Here is an 18,629-nt window from a genome sequence, read left to right as displayed (position 1 = left end):
ACCTGCAGAGTGCGTTGCTGAAGCGCGCGGTGCGCGCCGGTCGCGGAAAGCGCGTACGAGACCGCGTACGACGAACTCCGCATGGTCTTCACGGCGGACGGTGCGCCCGTGCACTATCACGCCTCCTATCCGGCGCTCGCGGATCTGGCCGTCGCCGCTGTGCGCTGCGGCCGCCGCGAGGAGGTCGGCCCGATCGTCGAGCGTTCCGCACGAGCGCTCGCGGAGAACGCCTCTCCCCGCCTGCGTGCGCTGATCAGCCGAGCCCGCGGCCTGCTGGCGGACCCCGAGGACGCCGAACCGCACTTGCGGGCGGCGCCGAGCGGCTCGCAGGTACGCTCACGGGCTCATGCCGCGCGCTTTGTCCTTGCTCGCCTGCCGTACGACGGTGTCGCAGAACGCGCGGACCCGTGCCGTCTGGCCGTTGCGCGGCCAGATCAGCCCGTACTCGATGGGCGGCGCGTCGCTGAACGGTACGAACACGATGCCGGGACGCGCGTGATATTTCTCCGCGCGCAGCGCTGCGGTCGACACTCCCCGGCCGGTGGCGACAAGGGAGAGCACCTCGGCCCAGTAGACGGCGGTGGTCAACCGCTCGATGGGCCGTTCTTGCGGTGTCCGAGCTGGGTAGTGGTGGTCGAGCCAGTACTGGGGGATGGCACCCGACACGGCGACCAACGGCACTCGCGCGAGGTCTTCGACACTGACCGTGGCGCGGCGGGCGAACGGATGCCGGGCCGGAACCATCAGCGCGCGCGGCTCGGAGAAGATCACCGGTCCGGTCACCAGGTCCGGTTCGGCAGCGGGGAACTCGGTGAGCTGCAGGTCCAGCTCACCGGCCCGCAGCGGACCGAATGGGTCGGTGAGCTGGACCTCCTGCGTCCGCACCGCGCAGTCGGGGTATCGGCCGGTGAACGCCTCGGCGGCCTGGAGGAGCAGATCGCTCACCCACTGGCCTGAGAACCCGACGCGCAGAATCCCGGTGATGCCCTTTCCGGTCGCTATCGCCCGCGCCTCCGCATCCTGGATCTGCCGGTATGCGGGCGCCAGGTCGTCGCGGAGCCGTTCTCCCATCGGGGTCAGCGCGACATGGCGGCTCGTGCGTTCGAACAGCGGGCCGCCGAGACGTCGCTCGAGCTTCTTGATGGTCTGGCTCACCCGGCCCTGGGCCAGGCCGAGCCGCTCGGTGGTCCGCCTGAAGTGCAGTTCCTCCGCCAGCGTCAGGAATGTCTCGATCTCGTGCCGCTCCAACGCCTGCCCGATCCGATCGGTGAATCTGACGCACCGATCATAGATCAACTCCCCGTTGATCTGCATATATCGGTCACCGCACAGTTGATCCATGCAACTCGAGAACGCGCTCTTCGACTACAGCCCGATCACCGACCGCCCGCCGTTGCAGTGGCCGGACGGCAAGCGGGTCGCCGTCTATGTCGGGCTCAACGTCGAGCACTTCCTGATCGACCGCCCGTCCACCAGCATCTGGCCCGGCACCGCCGACCTCGTCCCCGACGCGCTCAACTACGGCTGGCGTGACTACGGGCCCCGTGTCGGCGTCTGGCGGATCACCGAGATTCTCGACCGGCACGGCGTCCGCGCGAGCGTGCTGCTGAACTCCGACGTCGTCCATCACAACCCGCAGATCATCAAGGCCGGCCTCGAACGGGACTGGGCCTGGCTCGCGCACGGGCAGACCAACTCGATCCTGCACGCCGCGATGGACCAGGACCAGGAGCGCGCCCTCCTCACCCGTGTCGTCAACACTGTCGCCGACGCCACCGGACGGCGGCCGAGAGGGTGGATGGGCCCCGGGCTGACCGAGACGTTCAACACCCCGGGGCTGCTCGCCGAACTCGGCCTCAGCTATGTACTGGACTGGACCAACGACGACCAGCCCTACCCGCTGAACGTGCCAGGATTGCTCAGCGTCCCCTACACGGTCGAACTGAACGACCTCGGCCTGTTCGCCAAGGGCACCAGCGGCCAGGAGTTCGTCCAGATCGTCAAGGACCAGCACGAGCAGTTGAGCGCCGACTCCGAGCACGGCGGCCGGGTGCTGCCCCTGGCCCTGCACCCGTTCGTGACCGGGCAGGCATTCCGCGCCAAGTACCTCGACCAGGCCCTCGCCTACCTCGCGGCTCAGCCCGACGTCTGGCTGACCACCAGCGACGACATCGCCGATCACTACAGTCGCACCGTCCAGAAACAGCCCTGACGGTCCAGGACGGCCCTGCGGTCCACGCGGTCTTCGCCCGGGGCGCGGCATGCGGGCCGCGCCCCGCTGGGACGACCGACGCTGAGAAGGTTGCCGCGGCGCCGTGTAGAGCCTGATCACCGTCGGTCGCTACGACGATTTTCGGGTCGGCGGGAGCCGTGCTCAGCGCCAGACGCGCGTCGCCTACGCGATGGGGCCGTTCACCGTGGCTCCACCACGACGTCCTCGGCTGCGTGTCGACGGCCGTGGGTGTCGATGTCCAGGACGGCTTTGCCGTTGACCTGCCGCCCGCGCAGCGCCTTGCCCGCCTCCGCCACGTTTTCCCACGATCCGTGCCAGCCGATCTCGGTGCGGAGGGCGCCCTCGGCGACAAGCTGGACGAGGATGGCCAGGTCTGCGGCGAACTCGCCTTCGTTGACGAACGAGGTCAACGATTTGGCCGGGCCGATCGTCGAGTACGGCGGGAAGGTGGCCGGCTGACCGGAGGTCCAGCCGACGCTCTGCAGACTTCCTCCCGGCGCGAGCATGCTCCACGCTTCGACGAGCTGCGGACCGCCGACGTTGTCGATCACGATGTCGACCGGCCGGTCGAGGTCCGCCAGCCCGATCAGGACTTCGGCGGCACCCGCCTTGGCCAGCCCCTCCCCGCGGCCGGCCGAGCCGACAGAGGCGATCACGTGGGCGCCTGCGTGCGCCGCCAGTTGCACGGCGAACCGGCCGACACCGCCCGATGCGCCGGTGACCAGGACCCGCTTCCGCGAAGTCAGCCCGGCCGCGCGCAAAGAACGCAGGGCGGCAAGACCCGCCACGGGCAACGCCGCCGCGGTCACCAGGTCGACCGACTCCGGAACCGGGGCCAATCCGTCGACGCCGACCGTGGTGCGCTCAGCGAAGGCCCCAGCGGTCAAGGCCACCACCCGGGTGCCCACCGCCGGGCCTGTGCCATCGGCCGCGGCCTGCACCACCACACCGGCGGCATCCGAACCGAGCACCGCGCCCGGCGGCACACGGCCGGTCCGGGCGTCATTGAGGTCCCCATGGTTCAGCGAGGCATGATGCACCTCCAACACCACCTGATCAGGCCCGGCCACAGGGTCCGGTACATCGGCCGGCCGCACCGACTCGCTCACCGATGGATCGACGACGAGAGCCCGAACTGACATGTTCCCTCCTACAAGGTTCAGAGCCGATGGCACGCCGTGCCGGCGGCTTGTCATGTCTTATCCATGTGGCTGGTCGAACTCTTCGACCGCTGCACGCGAGAAGAGTCCTGACACGCCAGGGCGGGCCAGACCGGAGACACGAAAGGGAACCTGATGACGTACCCAGGGGCCGCCGGGCGGACTCGTCAGGTCAGCATGCCGGCGCAGTAGTGCCCATGGCGTGACGAACAGTTCCTCAGGGTGCCGGCGTCCGAGATCCTGGCTTAGGCCGACGGCGCCTTACCGGCTTCCGTTCGTGCAGAACGCAGATGCCTGCAGGCGGTGGCATCACCTGGCCCGCCGCGTTCGGCGAAGCGGTCAGCCAGATAGCTTCTGGCCGAGTCGTCGAGATGCCCGTCGTACTTGAGCTTTCCTCTTACCTGCCGGATGGTGATCCGCAGTCCTTGGATTCCAGGGAGGTGCCGGGCATGTTCTCCGGGATCCACCAGTCCACCGTCGGCTTCGTGTCGACCGATCTGCGCCCGCAGGATCTCTACCTTGCCGACTTCGTCCTTGACGATTTGAGCGTCTCCAACGAGTTGAACAGCGGCGTAGTACGTGGTCGGAATTCCGTAGGCGGGCTCTCCACCCCGTGCGGGGCCACGCCAACTGCCGGGTACGTACGACCAATCTTCTGCAATCGACAGCACGACGGCGGGGTTCTCCTCGATGGCCCGCCAGATGGGATTGGGCCGGGCGAGGTGCAACAGCACGGTTCGGTCATCCGCGAGGAGGAACTGAGTGGGGACCACCATGGGAACGGCCCGGTCCCGGCCTGCAGCGATCAGATGCCCGAACTCATTTCTCCGTACGAAGCCGAGCGCCTCCTGCGTCTCCGCGGCATCCCAAGGGTGAATCATCATGCGGTCGACTGTAATTCTATACGTAGGTCCGCACAAACATATTTCAGCGGGCGAGACGACCACGTACCGATAAGCGTTGCCGGCAGCACCGCTGCGCCGGCCGGCTCCAGCCGCGGAACGCCGCGACCCACCGCCGGCCGGTGGCCTGGCGGTGGGTCGCGTGGTGGCGTCAGGTCAGCTGGTGGCGGTGACCGCCGACGCTGGGCGTTCGGACGGAGCTTGCCGAATGGAAGCCCGGTCCTGGTGCCGGGTCCGGACCGATCCGGTGGCGAGGACGGCGAGTCCGGCCAGGGTGACGGCCGCGCCAACCCACAGCGGTGAGACGAATCCGTAGCCGGCCGCTAGGGCCAGCCCGCCCAACCAGGCGCCGAGCGCGTTGCCGACGTTGAAGGCCGCGATGTTGGCGCCAGACGCCAGGGTGGGGGCGTCCTGCGCGAAACGCATGGTCCGCAGTTGCAGGCCAGGCGCGGTGGCCAGACCGACAATGCCGAGCAGCACAAGCGAGACCAGCGTCATGGGCTTGCTGTGCGCGGTCAGCGCGAAGACCGTCAGCACGGCGGTGGTCAGCGCCAGGATCGTGGCAAGGGAGGTGTTCAGCGTCCGGTCGGCGAACTTGCCGCCCAAGTAGTTGCCCACGAACGTGCCCGCGCCATACAGCACCAGCAGCCAGGGCACGGTGGCGGTGGCGAATCCGCTGACCTTGGTGAGGGTGAAGGCGATGTAGGTGAACGCGCCGATCACGCCGCCGAAGGCCAGCACGCTGACCGCCAGGGAGACCCACACCTGGGGACGACCGAAGACGGCGAGCTCTCCGCGCAAACTCACCTGAGCGGGAGCCGGAGCAGACGGCACCAGCAGCCGAATGCCGATCAGGGTGACGACGCCGATAATGGTCAACGCCCAGAACGTCGACCGCCAGCCGAACTGCTCACCCAGCAGGGTCCCGGCGGGCACTCCGACCACGTTGGCCACGGTCAGCCCTCCGAACATCAGCGCAATGGCGCCGGCACGCCGGTTCGGGGCGACCATGTCCGCGGCGACCACCGAGCCGACCCCGAAGAACGCACCGTGGCACAGGGCCGCGATGACCCGGCCGGTCATCAGCACCGAGTAGGACGGCGCAAGCGCGGAGATCAGGTTGCCCACGATGAACAACCCCATCAGACCCAGCAGCACCTTCTTGCGGTCGAACCGAGCCAGCGCCGCGGTCAGCGCGAGTGCGCCGACCGCCACACTCAGTGCGTATCCCGAGACCAGATATCCGGCCACCGACTCGCTGACGCGGAAATCCGCAGCCACCTGCGGCAATAGCCCCACGATCCCGAACTCGGTGAGTCCAATGCCAAAGCCCCCCAGGGCCAGGGCGAGAAGCCCGATAGGCATGTCAAACCCTCCATCACTCGATGCGTCCGCGTGGACCGCGAACACATCGAAGTATCGCATAAACTCGATATGAAGCCAAACGGCTGTCGGCGGAGAGGCCTTCGGTGCTGTCTGACCTGGAGTTTCGATGCAGCCGTACGGCCTCGACCCGGCCGGGGCCGCCGCGTCCTGGGCGACGTCATCGATCGGGCCGCACTCGCCAGAGCGGGGACGCCAGGCCTCCGACATGGGGGGTGCCATGAGCAGGTATCGACAGGCTGGTCAGCCGGAGTCACCCTGCCGCAGGTGCACCGAGTTTGGGTATCGGGCCGTCATCGAGATACCGTGATATATCGAGATGACGAGAAGGAGGCTGGCTATGGGTGATGAGGCTTGGCTGCCCGAGGACATGCTCGAAGCGTTCAAGGCGCTGGCCAACCCAATCCGCCTCCAGATCATGCAGTGGCTCAGGGATCCGGACCACGAGTTCGCGGACTACGAGCCGATTGCGGATCGCCAGGTTGTCGGTGTGTGCGTCAGTCACATTCAGGCTAAGGCCGGATTGGCGCAGTCGACTGTCTCTTCCTACATGGCGACCCTTGAGCGTGCACGGCTCGTCAACTCCACGCGTGTCGGTAAATGGACGCATTACCGACGAGACGAGAACCGTTTGCGGCAACTGTCGATCGCGATTGGCGAGCACCTCTGATCGGCAATCGGGAACCTCACGAGGCGGGTGTGATGGCCAGGGCCACCCGTCAGGTCGCGACTGCGATCCGTGCAGGTTCTGTACGGTGACACAGGCCGCATAACGACGGATGTCCACGCTTCGGAGAATCTCGTTCCAGCGTCCAGGAAAATGTGACGATTGACATGTCGTTCTTCCTCTCCTGATCAGTGGTGAGTGGCAGGCACGCGTCGTTCGCGATGGGGTCAGGCGGCGCGGCCGATCTTGAGTGCTCCCGCTGTGATGACGTGCGCCGGCCTGGTGACGGCCCCTGCCGAGGCTTCGTAGTCGGGTGCGCCATCGACGGCCAGGCGGGAGGTGCCTTGGGGATTACGGATCGTACGGTCTCGACAACGTTCGTCTCAGAGTGCGCACGCACGACGGCATCTCGTCAGTTGTTCCTCGCCGCCGACCGCCAGCCCCGTTCACGGACCCTTTCTGTCAAGACGGGTCTTCCTCAGCCAGCACCGCCGTCACTCTCCCGATCCCGGGGAACTCCGCCGTGATGTTGTCGCCGGGCGCGATCGCGATGGCTCTGGTGATGGAGCCGGACAGCACGACCTGACCAGGCTCCAGCGACACCCCCAGCGGACCGATGGCGTTCGCCAGCCAGGCCAGAGTGTTGAACGGTGTGCCGAGGACCGCCGCTCCTGTGCCGGTTTCGGCGACCGTACCGTTCCTGCGCAGAGTGCAGTTCGCGGATTGCAGGTCGACGTCGGCCGGGTAGATCGGCGTGCTTCCGAGGATCGCCGCCCCGGACGACGCGTTGTCGGCGATCGTGTCGACGATTGAGAGCTTCCAATCCTGAATGCGGGAGTCGACGATCTCAAGCGCCGGCAGCAGATATCGCACCGCTTTGATGGCGTCCTCGACCGTCACGCCGGGCCCCCGGAGAGGCACACCGAGGACGAAGGCGATCTCCGGCTCGATCCGTGGCTGGATGAACGTGCAGGCGGGGATCGGCCGGTGCTCCGGGCGGAACATGTTCGCGGTCAGGTGGCCGTAGTCCGGCTCGTGGATGCCCATCTGTCGCTGGATCGCGGCGGAGACCAGGCCGATCTTGTGGCCGCGGACCTGGTCTCCGGCCTCGGTCCAGGTCCGCACCTGTTCCTGCTGGATCCGGTAGGCGTCGGTGATCGTCGCGCTGGGGTAGGTCGTGATCAAGGGAGGAATCGGTGTGCCCGAGCGATAGGCGTCGAGCAGCGCGGCGGCCGCCTCACGAATCTCGGCAGGCTTCATCACTTACGCGCTCCGTACTCGGCTCGAAAGCTCCGCCGTGACGTCGATGATCATGTCCTCCTGGCCGCCGATGACCTCGCGTCGGGCCAGCTCCAGGAGGATTTCGCGCACGGGCACGCCGTACTTGCCCGCGGCGCGCTTCGCCGGGTGGAAGAAGGTGGAGTAGAGACCGGCGTAGCCGAGAAGGAGCGCGGTCTCGTCGATGATCTGAGGTTCGGTCATCAACGGCGCGATGACGTGTTCGGCGACCTCGATCAGTGCGAAGACGTCGACTCCCGGGTGGTGACCGGCTCGTTCGAGCGCCGCTGCGAGAACCTCCGTCTGGGCGTTGCCGGCGCTGGCTCCCAGACCTCGGAGCGACCCGTCGATGTAGGTCGCGCCGTTCTCGACTGCGGCGAGCGCGTTGCCGATGCCCACACCCAGGTTGTTGTGGGCATGGAACCCGATGTCGGCGTGGACCGCGTCGCGCAGTGCGGCGACGCGTGCTCCGGCGGAACCGGGCACGAGCGCCCCGGCGGAGTCGACCACGTAGATCACCTGCGCGCCGTAGGAGTCCAGTTTGGCGGCCTGCTCGGCGAGCGCCGCGGGCTCGAGCTTGTGGCTCATCATCAGGAAGCTCATTACACGCATGCCGTGGTCGCGGGCGTGGCGGATCGGCTGCTCGGCGCAGTCGGCCTCGGTGCAGTGCGTGGCGACTCGTACCGTGGTCGCCCCCGCGTCGCGGACGGCGTCCAAGGCCGCGAGCGTCGAGATCCCCGGCACGTACAACACGGCGATGTCCGCCCTGTCCACCGCACCGACAGCGGCCTGTACGTACTCGACGTCCGTCGCGGCGGCGAACCCGTACTGGATCGAGGAGGCACCGATGCCGATGCCGTGGGCGACCTCGATGACCTGGATCCCCGCCCTGTCGAGGCCTTTTGCCGCCGCGCCGACCTGTTCCGGTGTGAACCTGTGCGAGACGCTGCTCATGCCGTCGCGCAGGCTCGTATCCACGAGAGTGATCATCGGGTGGCTCCAAGAGTCTTCCCCGCGATCCGTTCGGCGACGGCGACCGCGGCGGCGGTGATGATGTCGAGATTGCCCGCGTACGCAGGCAGGAAATCGCCGGCGCCCTCGACCTGCACCATGACGGTGACCAGGTCGCCGTCGACCTCCACGAATCGCAGCCGGTAACCCGGCACGTACCGTCGGACTTTCGCGACCATGTCTCGTACGGCGTGCTCGATCTGGTCGGCGTCACTCCGGCGGACCCTCGCGGACACGGTGTCGCGCATGACCATGGGCGGCTCGGCCGGATTGATCAGCGAGAACGCCTTGGCCTCGTCCACTCCGGCGACCGTGGTCAGGGCCTGTGCGGTCTTCTCGCTGAACTCGCTGAGATTGGCCCGGGTGCCCGGACCGGCACTGGCGCTCGCGATGGTGGCGACGATCTCGCCGTACGAGACGTCCGCGACCTGGTCGATCGCGTACAGGAGGGGGATTGTGGCCTGTCCTGCGCAGCTGACCATGTTGAGGTTCGGTGCCTGCAGGTGGTCGTCGAGGTTGACCGCGGGTACCACCCAGGGGCCGATCGACGCGGGTGTCAGGTCGATCGCGGTGATCCCCGCGGCCGCGTAGCGTGGCGCGGCCGCGGCGTGCACCTTCGCCGAGGTCGCCTCGAAGACCAGCGGGGGTCGGTCCGATCGGCCGAGCAGCCAGTCGACCCCCTCCGCGGACACCTCGACGCCGAGCTCCTTCGCTCGCCGCAGACCCTCGCTGCCAGGGTCAATGCCGATCATGAAATGGGGATCGACGAGCTCGGATCGGCGTAGCTTGTAGAGCAGATCCGTGCCGATGTTGCCTGAACCGACGATCGCCGCCGGGACTTTCGCGGGCATACGTGCGCGCCCTCCTCGTGACCGAAAGATGTTGCGTTCCCCACCGGCCGGCGGCCGGGGGTTCTGAAGATTCGCGGGCTCAGCCGTGTGCCGGCCGGCCGAGCTCGACCAGGAGTTCCAGTTCGACGGGTGCGTTCAGCGGCAGCGCCGATACTCCGACTGCCGAGCGGGCATGCCGTCCGGCGTCGCCGAAGAGCTCGCGGAGCAGGTCCGACGCTCCGTCGCCGACCTGAGGGTGCCGCGTGAAATCGGCTGTCGACGCGACGAACACCAGGGCCTTGACCACGCGGGCGACCGTCGCCAGGTCGCCGATCTCCGCCTTCAGCGCCGCCAGCGCGTTCAGTGCGCACTGGCGCGCGCACTCGTATCCGCGTTCGACGCTGACCGTGTCACCGAGCCGGCCTGTCGCGATCAGCCGCCCTTCCCGCAGTGGCACCTGGCCCGATACGTAGACATGGTCACCGCTGCGTACGGCGGGCAAGTATGTCGCGACCGGCGGAATGACCTCCGGCAACGTCAGCCCCAGCGCCCCGAGGCGCCGTTCGAAATCTGACATCTCATACTCCGTTATGTGGTGTCTCAGGCTCAGGGAGGGCCGCCGCGCCAGTCGGGCATCGCCCGCTCGCCCACGGCGACGTCGTAGGCCGCTCGGGCCAGCAGGCGGGTTGAATCCAATGTCGGCAGGGGTGAGACGTCGGGTGTGATCAGCAACGGGATCTCGGTGCAGACGAGCGCGATCGCGTCGCAGCCTCGGTCGGCCAGCCGTTCGATGACGCGGAGGTAGGTCTGGCGCGACGAGTCGCTGATCACGCCGTTCACCAGTTCCGTGAAGATGATCTCGTTGACGAGGTGGCGGTCGTCGGCGTCCGGCAGTTCCGCGGCGATCCCGCGGGCGGCGAGCGCACGCGGGTACAGCGGGCCGTCCATCGTGTACCTGGTGCCCAGCACGCCCACGCGTGCGCGCCTCTCGGTCGCGGCCTGGTCCGCGACGACCTCGGCGATGTGCAGGCCCGGCAGGGGGAGGTCCGGTCCCGGCACCTCCAGAGCCATGTGGGCGGTGTTGTCGGGGCATACGAAGAAGTCGGCGCCGGCCTGGGCGAGCCGCTGCGCGCTGGTGGCCAGGGTGGCCCGGACGCTCGCGTGATCCCCCGCGTCCCAGGCGGGCATGCTGTACCCGAAGGCGATGTAGTCCATGGTGACGTCGGGATGTTCGTTGCGGCCGGTCCGGTGGAATCCCTCCTCGCAGAAGGTGAGGAAGCAAAGGGCGGCTCCCCCCGTGCTGTGAGCGAGAACTCCGAGATGTTTCACGACGGCTCCGGCATTGTCCGGGGATCGGGACGACTTCATTCTTTACCGGGGGATCTCCACGTGCCTACTGTGAGGCATCGGGTGATATGACGCCCATGCTGTGGAGGTATGGATGGATCTACGGTTGCTGGGTTATGTGGTCGCGATCGCCGAAGAGGGGTCCATCAGCGGAGCCGCCCGCCGCCTCCTGCTGACCCAGCCGACCCTGAGCCGGCAGCTACGTGACCTGGAACGACGCTTGGGGGCCGAACTCTTCGTACGCGCCGGCCGCGGTCTCATTCCGACCGCCGCGGGCGAGGCGCTGCTCCGGCGTGCCGTGCACATGCTGGCCGATGCCGAAGCCGCCCTGAACGACGTACGGCTGGCGGCCGAGGGCAAGACCGGTCGTTTGACGGTGGGGTTCGCCGGGTCCGGAATCAATGGCGCGTTGGGAGACGCCCTCGGCCGGCTGCGAGCCGAACTCCCCGACGTCGACCTGTCCCTGGTGGAACTGTTCGACGACGCCGAGATGTCGGCCGGCATCCTTGACGGAAGCCTCGACGTGGCAGTGCAGCGGCTACCGGTCCGCGACGCTCGCCTCGCCACACGGGTCTGGGCGCGCGAGCCGTTGGCCCTCTTCCTGCCGGCCGGGCACCCGCTCGCCAGGACCCGTGAGCCGGCACCGGTGTCCGTACTCGGCCAGATCTCCCTGGTGCTGTGGCCACGCGAATCCGCGCCCCATGCGCATGATGAGATCACCTCGTTGTGCCACCATGCCGGGATCGTGCCACGCATCGGCGCACGAGGACGGACCGTTCAGACGATCCTCGCGCTGGTCGCCGCCGGTTTCGGTGCCGCCGTGATGGCCGACTCCTATCGAGTCCTGCACCGGGAAGGCGTGACACCTCGACGACTCGCGGGTACCGCCACCACCTTGCATCTGGTCTGGCGAGCCGGGGACATGAGCCCCCTCCTCACAGGTTTCATGACCGCCCTGAACGCCGTGCAGCCTCGGCCTGGCGATGAAAGACCCGAGGCTCCCGCAGGACTCGCCGGGCACTCGTGATCATTCTTGTTCCTGGGCGAACGCCATTGACTTCACGGCCTTGCGCTTTGGACGCGGGTCGGCACGCGGAGCGCGTCGCGCGGGTCTATCGCGAGCGAGTGTGTGCCCGGCAGGTTGGACCACACGGTGCTTCTCTTCGGCGACGTTAGGATGGGTTGCTGATATCTCAGCTTGGTTCTACTGTGATCTCAGCCCGGTTAAATGAATCAGAACAGCCAAGGAAAACTCGGCGACCACGCTGTTCGTCGCGCGGCTCTTGCCCGGGTTCGCTGAAGCCGACCTGGCCGCCGGAACAGCTGTCCTGCTCACCGCAGGGCGTCGGATGAAGAGACTGGAAGGGAACCTGTCATGGCCACCGCACTGATCATCGGTGACGTCCAGCAGGGCATCACGAGCGGCTACCCGTTCGCCAGGCAAGTCGTGGCGCCGCTCACCGAGCTGCTCCCGCGCGCCCGCGCGGCCGGTGCTCTCGTTGTGTTCGTGCACTTCGCCGTCCGGGTCAACGGGGCCGACCTGCCGCCGGGCAACGCGATGTTGAGGACGTTCTTTGAAGCCGGGGACGCCTTCCACGAGGGATCGGCCGGAACCGAGATCGATCTGCCGGTCGCCGACGAGGACGTCGTCGTGATGAAACGCCGCGCCAGCGCGTTCGCCGGCACAGATCTTGACCTTGTGCTCCGCGCGGGCGGCGTCGACACTCTCGCGATCGCCGGAGTCGCGACCAGCGCAATGGTGGCTGCGACGTGCTACGACGCGGCAGACCGTGGCTATGAGGTGACCGTGCTGCGGGACGGTTGCGCCGATGGTGACCCGGCCATGCACGACTTCTTCATGGACGCGGTCTTCCCCAGCCGGGGATTCGAGGTCGTGTCCTGTGCCGGTTGGCCCGGAGAACCACGATGAGCCATGGTGAACGCCTCAAGCAGAGAACCCGCACCCCGGTGTGACCAAGCTCCGGCAGACGCGCATCTAGGCCGGGGGGAGCGACGACGCCGGAATCTCAATGTGCGCCCTGCTGACGGAGTGGCTCTTCGCCAGGACCTGGAGCACGTCGCGACGTACGCGCTCACAGCGCCTGCGCATGGCCTCGTGGGCGCCGTCGGCATCCCGCGCGCGCAGTCGCTCGAAGATGGCCTCGAGTTCCCCGGGCGGGCTCGCGGCCTCGGGAGCGATCAACGCGGCCATCCGCAGGACCCGCTCCAACTCGTCGAGCACGTCGATGATCGCCTTACCGAAACGGTTGTTGCCGCTGAAGTTGGCGATGATGGCCTCGAACTCCATCGCGGCCCGCAGCGCCTCCTCGAGTTCCACTTCGCCCGCTGCGAGCGCGAAGTGCACCTTGGACAGCACTTCGAGCCGTTCGAGCGCCGGCGCCTCGACGCCTCGGCGTGCCGCCGCGGCGGCGGCCTCGCAGGAGAGCAGCGTCCGCAAGGCGCAAAGATCGTCGGTGTCCTGGAGGGTGATCGGGCTGACGACGTAGCCCGCGCGCGGAAGCGCATCCACCAACCCATCGCGCCTCAACCGCGCGAGCGCCTCGCGCACCGGCGTCTTGCTGATGCGCCATTGCTGCGCGAGCGATGCCTCACTGAAGCTGCTGCCGGGCGGCAGCGTCAGGTCGATGATCTGGCGCCTGATCGCCCTGTATGCCCGAGTGGTGCGGTCGAGGCCGGTCTCTTCCGCGCCGGCCAGCAGCAGCGCGGGGATATGAGGCGCTCCCATGATCACGGGATGGATATCGCGCACCACGACAGTATGCCGCCGAGGAGCGTTGATACGGCAGCAGCACTGTTTGCGCGCATTTGCAGATATTTGCACATCAAGTTGATATCTCAATCACCTTGCGTCGGCTCTTCCGGTGGGTCGGCCGTGGAGTGAGTGGGTGTAGCTGTAGGGGCGGCGTTCAGGTGTTTTTCTTTGTCGGTGATGTTGGCGGGTGGCGGATGCCACCCTGCCCTGATCCCGTGCTCGGGGAACAATGATCAAGACGGTGTTTCACAGCGACGACATGCCGCCGCAAAACCGGTTGACCCGCTTCGATGAATTCCAGGTCAACAGCGAGTACCCGATGCGGGTGCGGAGCGAGGAGCCGGAGAACTTCCGCGCCACGGCGCGAGCACTCGACCTCGCGGCAGTGAACGTGGTCGAGCTGACATGCTCTTCGGCCGACGTACGGCGGACGCCCCGGATGATCCGAGACTCCGATCCGGAGCTGTATTCGATCGTGTTTCCCCTGCGCGGACGGGTCGACGTGGTCCAGGCCGACCGCGAAGCCACTCTCGGCGCGCGAGACTTCGCGTTGTACGACAGCCAGCGCCCCTCACACATTCGAATCGCTGCCGAGGGCGAGACCGCGACGCTGGTGCGTGCCCAGCTGCCGCGGGTCCTCCTGCCGCTGAGCGCGTGCCAGGTCGACCGGATTCTCGCGGTACCCATGTCCGGGCACGGAGGCGTGGGGGCTCTGCTCACCCAGTTCCTGACCAGCCTGACCGCAGGCTCGGCGTCCTACCGGCCGGCCGACATCCCTCGGCTGAGCGGCGTGGCCGTCGATCTGGTGAACGCAACGATCGCTCACCACATCGACGCATACACCGAGATCCCGGCCGACTCCCGCCGGCGCGCCCTGTTCCTGCGCATCGAGGCGTTCGTCCAACAGCACCTGCACGACCCGCAGATGTCGCCACGGTCGATCGCCGCCGCGCACCATATCTCCGTCAGCTACCTGCACCGAATTTTCCGCGACCACGGCACCACCGTCTCAACGTGGATCCGCCGCCAGCGCCTTGAACGCGCGCGACGTGACCTCGCCGACCCGACGCTGCGAATGACGCCCGTCCACCAGATCGCGGCGCGCTGGGGGTTCAACGATCACGCCAGCTTCACCCGCGCCTTCAATGCCGCCTTCGACCTCCCGCCCAGGGACTACCGACAGCACGCCCTGAGCGCGTTGGGGTAGGGCGGACCAGCCATCCGCACGACCGCCGGGCGAGGACGTCACTGACTTCCAGACGGTGCGCGAACTTTTGCCGCGCGGCCTGTTTGGACACTCCAGCCGTTCACCGATCAGTGTCCACGACACGTTCGCCGCGCGGGCGGCACCGACGTAGTGCTCGATCAGCCCCTCAGCGGCGCCGCTGGCCTGTCCGGCCACGGCGATCGCGGTCTCCAACAGGACAAGCGGGTCATCGCCGGCCGCCCGGTGTTGCACGATCTCGACCAGGGCCCGCACGGTCATCTCCTCTATGCGACAATCGTAGGTTGTCGCACCGAAACCGACAATCCCATCTTGTCGCGCTCTCAAGGTCGCTGGTTGTCGCCATCCCTCTCACACTCCTCCCCGCGGCATGCTGCCCCAGGCCACCCACGAGGCGCCGGCACGGACTGCGCGACCGCCTTCGCGTCCACGAGCGCGGCATGCTCAGTACTCGGGGCCGATACCGGGGGAGTACCGGCCGGTTTGGGAATTGACCGATTCGCCGTATCCGAGGTCCACGTGCCCCGGTGGCTGTGCGAGGTGGCCGGCCGAATCCTCGGGCGTGGGCGCCGGCCTGGGGACTTCCAGGATGAAGGGGGCCTGTGTGTCCGTGCGGGCGGACCGATCGTGCCCGCGGTCGTACCACGGCTCGCCGCCTGTTCTGCTGTGTGGCATGCCCGGGTTGCCACGGCCGAGTCCGGGAGCCCACAGCGCCTTTTCCGACAGGGCCGCCCGTTCCGCGTGCGTGTAGTGACGTCCAGGGACCGCGCCGACTCGCTTCAGTTCGTAATTGACCACATAGGAAACCCGGTAGTTGTGCTCCCAGCCGTCCGGGTTGACGGCGATGATCCGCTCGTATTCCCTGACGGGCTTCTTCTCCGCCGCCACCCAGCCGCGGATCTCCCTGGCCGCCTTGGCCATCTCCGAGGGGATCGGCGCGCGCGTGTCCGGTGGACGTCGGGCGCCGTCCGGCTTCTTCGGCCCGCCAGGTTTTCCGGCGCTGTCGGCCGGACCGGCAGGGCGCTGGATCATCTTCGCCTCGTGCTTCTTCTGCCAGGCCGCATGGGCGTTCGGGGTGCGCCCCGGCTTCGGCGGGACCTGAGGTGGTGAGTCCGGTGTCTTCGGCAGATCGTGAGGCATGACCGATCTCCGGCGGGTTAGCGGGGGTAACGGTACGGCGGGTGGACCTGGGGCGGGCGTCCGACCGGCGGGAGCGTACGGCAGGGATGCGAACGAGGGAAGCCGGACGGTCTCCAGTTCTGTGCAGGCCTGCCGGGCACCCACCGCCGTCCCCGGCGGCGGCCAATGCCTGCGTCAGCGTTCAGCACACCGGAACGCGTATCCCTCCTCGTCCACGTGCGCGAAACCGGCCTGTGCCTCCCGCAGGTTCCCGATCGCGGCCCGCAGGCGGCCCTGGTATCGCGCGGCGTGCCCGCGCAACGCGACGCCTCTCAACCGCGAGTAGTCCGGCATGTCAGCGGCCCGCAGGTAGTGTCGCTGAGCCAGGTCACCCACCGCCTGCACATGGCCGGCGGCGTGCAACGCCATCAGGTGGATGTCGCACAGCCCGAAGGCGCCCACCGCCGTGGAGAACGACTGGGGGGCCGTGGCGTAGGCACGAGCGGCGATCGGCCCGATCTCGTCGGCGCGCCCGAGAGCACCGAGCCCGGCGACGCTGCCATGGGCGGCCAGCAGAACGCCCACCTCCGGCGGCTCCGGGGATGCCAGCGCTTTCGCCGCCTCCTCGACGGCAGGCCGGGACCTCCCGTGACTCGTGCACCACCAGCGCGGACAGCTCGTCCAGCAAATGCGCGTCGTCGACGCCGAGCACGATGCCCGCGGGCGGTGCCCCGGCCGGCAGGGTGCTGATCGTCACGCTCACCAGCCGGGTCGGCATCGTCGAGCCTGCCCGCGAAGGCCCCCAACGGCAACGCGCGTACCGAGGCCGTGCCGGTCGCTCAGCGTGCGCTTGCTCCACGCCTGGCGAGCAGGGCCAGTGCCTCCCGGGCCAGCCGCGTCTTGCCGACCCCGGCGGCGCCGACGAGGACCACGCGCCGAGGCCCGTCCACGCGCCGGATCGCGGCTTCGATGTACCGCAGTTCTTCGGCCCGCCCGGCTAACGGCCAGATTCGCCCACAGGAATAGCGTACGAATCCGGCCTTCACTCAGAACGCAGGACTGGTGATGGAGACGATAGGACTTCAGGAATCCCGAGCGGGCTTCACACGCCAGAATCCGCATAGATCCCCAACGAACCCCCAAGTCCCGGGACTACAGCAGCAGGCAGGCGCACGCGAACTCAGGGCTTATTGCATAGATTACATAGAAACGGGACGGCAGCAATGCCACACCCGCGCCCCGGGCCGACTCAACCAGCGCATCGTCCACCCGCTTGCGGCCCTGGCCGGATGAGCTTTTCAGAGTGTCGGCAGGCCGAGCGCGATGATGGTGGACGACAGTCCTTGCCAGGTGCGTACGTCCCAATCGGTGAGTTGCTGCCAGCGCTGCAGGCGGTACTTCACGGTGTTCGGATGCACGTGCAGGACACGGGCGGTCGCGGTGAGTGAGAAGCCGTTCTCGGCGAACTTGAGCACTGTCTCTGCCAGGTCAGGGTGTTGTTGCGCGGCCTCTCGGCGCGGCTCGAGCAGCACCGCGAAGCGTTGCGCGGTGGGCGCCAAGGTGGCGAGCAGCCAGTGGTCGGCAAAGGATTTCACCTGTCCCGGATCCGCCAGGGACAGCGCCGCTCTCGCGTCCGCCATGCTCGTCGCGGCGCCGGAGAGCCCGGTCCGCGGCAGGCCGATGCCGAAGCTCGCATCAGGGTTCTGCCGCTGGGCCGTTTCGACCACGGCCTGCGGCGAGATGCCCTGTACCAGGGCGATCATGAGGTTGCCGCGGGTCGCGCAGCGCAGCGTGCCCGGCCATCGGTGGTGCCGCAGATCCATCATGCGCTCGTCGGGCCAGTCCTCGGCCGGTGAGCACAGTGCCTGGAACTCGCCGGCCGGGTCGAAGGTGAGGGCGGCAGCCAGTTGCTCGAGGTCGACGCCTGCGGGTTCGGCGGTGGCGAGGCCGTCGAGGAACTGGTGGGTCAGCCTCAGGAGCGTGGCATCGGCGGCGCGGACGGCGACGCCGTACGCCTCGGCAGCCGCGCTGCTGGAATCTTGCACCCACGTCCAGACCATCCCGACGATCGAGACGAGTTGCGCGTCGGCCCGGGTGTCATGCGACTGAGCACGAGCAAGCAGCACGTTCCACATCTCGCGGTAGCCGACGTGGTAAGCCTCGATGAGGGCGTGCAGCGGCAGGCCGGTGGCGGCGCGTTCGGCTCCGAGCGCATGCGCGGCCTCGACCTCTTCGCGGGTGGGCGAGCGGCGTGCGGCCACGCCGGTGAGCAGTCCCTGGTAGTGGCGGGTGACGTCGCGTTCTTGCTGCTCGCGGTCCACGATCTGATAGCTCGGGACCTCGAGCCGTATGCGGTCAACGATTCTCGGGATCACCGTGGGCAGTTCTGCGGCGAGTGATTCGCAGAGTTCGACGACGGGCTGCCACTCCGCGGCGGTGTCGGCCTGCGCCCCGGCCCTCTCGGTCACGGGCTTCACCATCGCCCCTCCCGATGTGGATTTCCTAGTGATTTCTCTCGCGATCGTATGGCACCTTCACTGCGACCATGCGTTGACGAGAGGCGATCAAGAACGCACATGCTGCCTTTTTGTGGATTCCGCAAAAACGACGCCGGGGAGTTCTCAGATTCGGTTCTGGTCCCGCGGACCGGTCGTCGGCAGGCTGGACAGCGGACGCCGCGGGGGCCAGGTCCCCAGCGATG

The 18,629-nt window shown here is 67.9% G+C and carries 19 protein-coding genes; 5 read left to right on the top strand and 14 right to left on the bottom strand.

What is annotated here, in order from left to right; all coding sequences use genetic code 11:
• Nucleotides 1-336: 336 nt before the first annotated feature.
• On the bottom strand, nucleotides 337-1,296 hold the full coding sequence (locus tag OG417_RS34555; protein WP_329237718.1) for a LysR family transcriptional regulator: 960 nt from the start codon (nucleotides 1,294-1,296) through the stop codon (nucleotides 337-339).
• 43 nt (nucleotides 1,297-1,339) lie between these two features.
• Here OG417_RS34555 and OG417_RS34550 point away from each other — a divergent pair, with 43 nt between their 5' ends.
• Nucleotides 1,340-2,212: a polysaccharide deacetylase family protein gene (locus tag OG417_RS34550; RefSeq protein WP_329237715.1), complete on the top strand. Its 873-nt coding sequence runs from the start codon at nucleotides 1,340-1,342 to the stop codon at nucleotides 2,210-2,212.
• Between the two features lie 200 nt (nucleotides 2,213-2,412).
• Here OG417_RS34550 and OG417_RS34545 read toward each other — a convergent pair whose 3' ends face one another.
• From OG417_RS34545 to OG417_RS34535, 3 genes are all read right to left on the bottom strand, one after another.
• Nucleotides 2,413-3,375 carry a zinc-binding dehydrogenase gene (locus OG417_RS34545; protein ID WP_329237712.1) on the bottom strand — a complete coding sequence of 321 codons (963 nt, stop codon included), beginning with the start codon at nucleotides 3,373-3,375 and terminating at the stop codon, nucleotides 2,413-2,415.
• 263 nt (nucleotides 3,376-3,638) lie between these two features.
• Entirely contained in the window at nucleotides 3,639-4,277 is a 639-nt protein-coding gene (locus tag OG417_RS34540; protein ID WP_329237709.1) for an FMN-binding negative transcriptional regulator, read from the bottom strand.
• A 174-nt stretch (nucleotides 4,278-4,451) separates the two neighbouring features.
• Nucleotides 4,452-5,660 carry an MFS transporter gene (locus OG417_RS34535; RefSeq protein ID WP_329237706.1) on the bottom strand — a complete coding sequence of 403 codons (1,209 nt, stop codon included), beginning with the start codon at nucleotides 5,658-5,660 and terminating at the stop codon, nucleotides 4,452-4,454.
• A 358-nt stretch (nucleotides 5,661-6,018) separates the two neighbouring features.
• On the opposite strand from OG417_RS34535, the gene OG417_RS34530 reads away from it, so the two are divergent.
• Nucleotides 6,019-6,348, top strand: a complete 330-nt coding sequence (locus tag OG417_RS34530) for an ArsR/SmtB family transcription factor (RefSeq protein WP_329237703.1) — start codon at nucleotides 6,019-6,021, stop codon at nucleotides 6,346-6,348.
• Between the two features lie 459 nt (nucleotides 6,349-6,807).
• Here OG417_RS34530 and OG417_RS34525 read toward each other — a convergent pair whose 3' ends face one another.
• From OG417_RS34525 to OG417_RS34505, 5 genes are all read right to left on the bottom strand, one after another.
• Nucleotides 6,808-7,605 (bottom strand): 2-keto-4-pentenoate hydratase, encoded by a 798-nt coding sequence (locus OG417_RS34525; RefSeq protein WP_329262790.1) that lies wholly within the window; start codon nucleotides 7,603-7,605, stop codon nucleotides 6,808-6,810.
• A 3-nt stretch (nucleotides 7,606-7,608) separates the two neighbouring features.
• A complete protein-coding gene (dmpG, locus tag OG417_RS34520; protein WP_329237699.1) occupies nucleotides 7,609-8,613 on the bottom strand; it encodes a 4-hydroxy-2-oxovalerate aldolase in 1,005 nt (334 codons plus the stop codon).
• A complete protein-coding gene (locus OG417_RS34515) occupies nucleotides 8,610-9,485 on the bottom strand; it encodes an acetaldehyde dehydrogenase (acetylating) (RefSeq protein ID WP_329237696.1) in 876 nt (291 codons plus the stop codon). Before OG417_RS34515 ends, dmpG begins: the two co-directional genes overlap by 4 nt.
• Before the next feature lie 79 nt (nucleotides 9,486-9,564).
• Nucleotides 9,565-10,041 (bottom strand): RidA family protein, encoded by a 477-nt coding sequence (locus tag OG417_RS34510; protein WP_329237694.1) that lies wholly within the window; start codon nucleotides 10,039-10,041, stop codon nucleotides 9,565-9,567.
• Nucleotides 10,042-10,070: 29 nt separating this feature from the next.
• Entirely contained in the window at nucleotides 10,071-10,793 is a 723-nt protein-coding gene (locus OG417_RS34505) for an aspartate/glutamate racemase family protein (protein ID WP_329237691.1), read from the bottom strand.
• A 112-nt stretch (nucleotides 10,794-10,905) separates the two neighbouring features.
• Here OG417_RS34505 and OG417_RS34500 point away from each other — a divergent pair, with 112 nt between their 5' ends.
• Both OG417_RS34500 and OG417_RS34495 read left to right on the top strand, forming a co-directional pair.
• A complete protein-coding gene (locus tag OG417_RS34500; RefSeq protein WP_329237689.1) occupies nucleotides 10,906-11,838 on the top strand; it encodes a LysR family transcriptional regulator in 933 nt (310 codons plus the stop codon).
• A gap of 348 nt (nucleotides 11,839-12,186) precedes the next feature.
• Entirely contained in the window at nucleotides 12,187-12,741 is a 555-nt protein-coding gene (locus OG417_RS34495) for a cysteine hydrolase family protein (protein ID WP_329237687.1), read from the top strand.
• Nucleotides 12,742-12,807: 66 nt separating this feature from the next.
• Here OG417_RS34495 and OG417_RS34490 read toward each other — a convergent pair whose 3' ends face one another.
• Nucleotides 12,808-13,581, bottom strand: coding sequence for a GntR family transcriptional regulator (locus OG417_RS34490; protein WP_329237685.1), 774 nt, complete (start codon nucleotides 13,579-13,581; stop codon nucleotides 12,808-12,810).
• A gap of 232 nt (nucleotides 13,582-13,813) precedes the next feature.
• Between OG417_RS34490 and OG417_RS34485 the strand changes: the two genes are divergently transcribed.
• Nucleotides 13,814-14,791: a helix-turn-helix domain-containing protein gene (locus OG417_RS34485; RefSeq protein WP_329237682.1), complete on the top strand. Its 978-nt coding sequence runs from the start codon at nucleotides 13,814-13,816 to the stop codon at nucleotides 14,789-14,791.
• A gap of 462 nt (nucleotides 14,792-15,253) precedes the next feature.
• Here the strand turns inward: OG417_RS34485 and OG417_RS34480 are convergent, their stop codons facing one another.
• The 4 genes from OG417_RS34480 to OG417_RS34465 form a co-directional block, all read right to left on the bottom strand.
• Entirely contained in the window at nucleotides 15,254-15,949 is a 696-nt protein-coding gene (locus OG417_RS34480) for a hypothetical protein (protein ID WP_329237679.1), read from the bottom strand.
• A gap of 174 nt (nucleotides 15,950-16,123) precedes the next feature.
• Nucleotides 16,124-16,513, bottom strand: coding sequence for a hypothetical protein (locus OG417_RS34475; protein WP_329237676.1), 390 nt, complete (start codon nucleotides 16,511-16,513; stop codon nucleotides 16,124-16,126).
• Between the two features lie 254 nt (nucleotides 16,514-16,767).
• Nucleotides 16,768-16,974, bottom strand: coding sequence for an AAA family ATPase (locus tag OG417_RS34470; protein ID WP_329237673.1), 207 nt, complete (start codon nucleotides 16,972-16,974; stop codon nucleotides 16,768-16,770).
• Between the two features lie 252 nt (nucleotides 16,975-17,226).
• Nucleotides 17,227-18,408, bottom strand: coding sequence for a PucR family transcriptional regulator (locus OG417_RS34465; protein ID WP_329237670.1), 1,182 nt, complete (start codon nucleotides 18,406-18,408; stop codon nucleotides 17,227-17,229).
• Nucleotides 18,409-18,629: the final 221 nt, after the last annotated feature.

It is taken from the genome of Actinoallomurus sp. NBC_01490, from assembly GCF_036227085.1.
GTDB classification, from domain to species: domain Bacteria; phylum Actinomycetota; class Actinomycetes; order Streptosporangiales; family Streptosporangiaceae; genus Actinoallomurus; species Actinoallomurus oryzae.
Note: the sequence above shows the minus strand (reverse complement) of the source record. Positions and strands in the feature narration are given on the sequence as shown.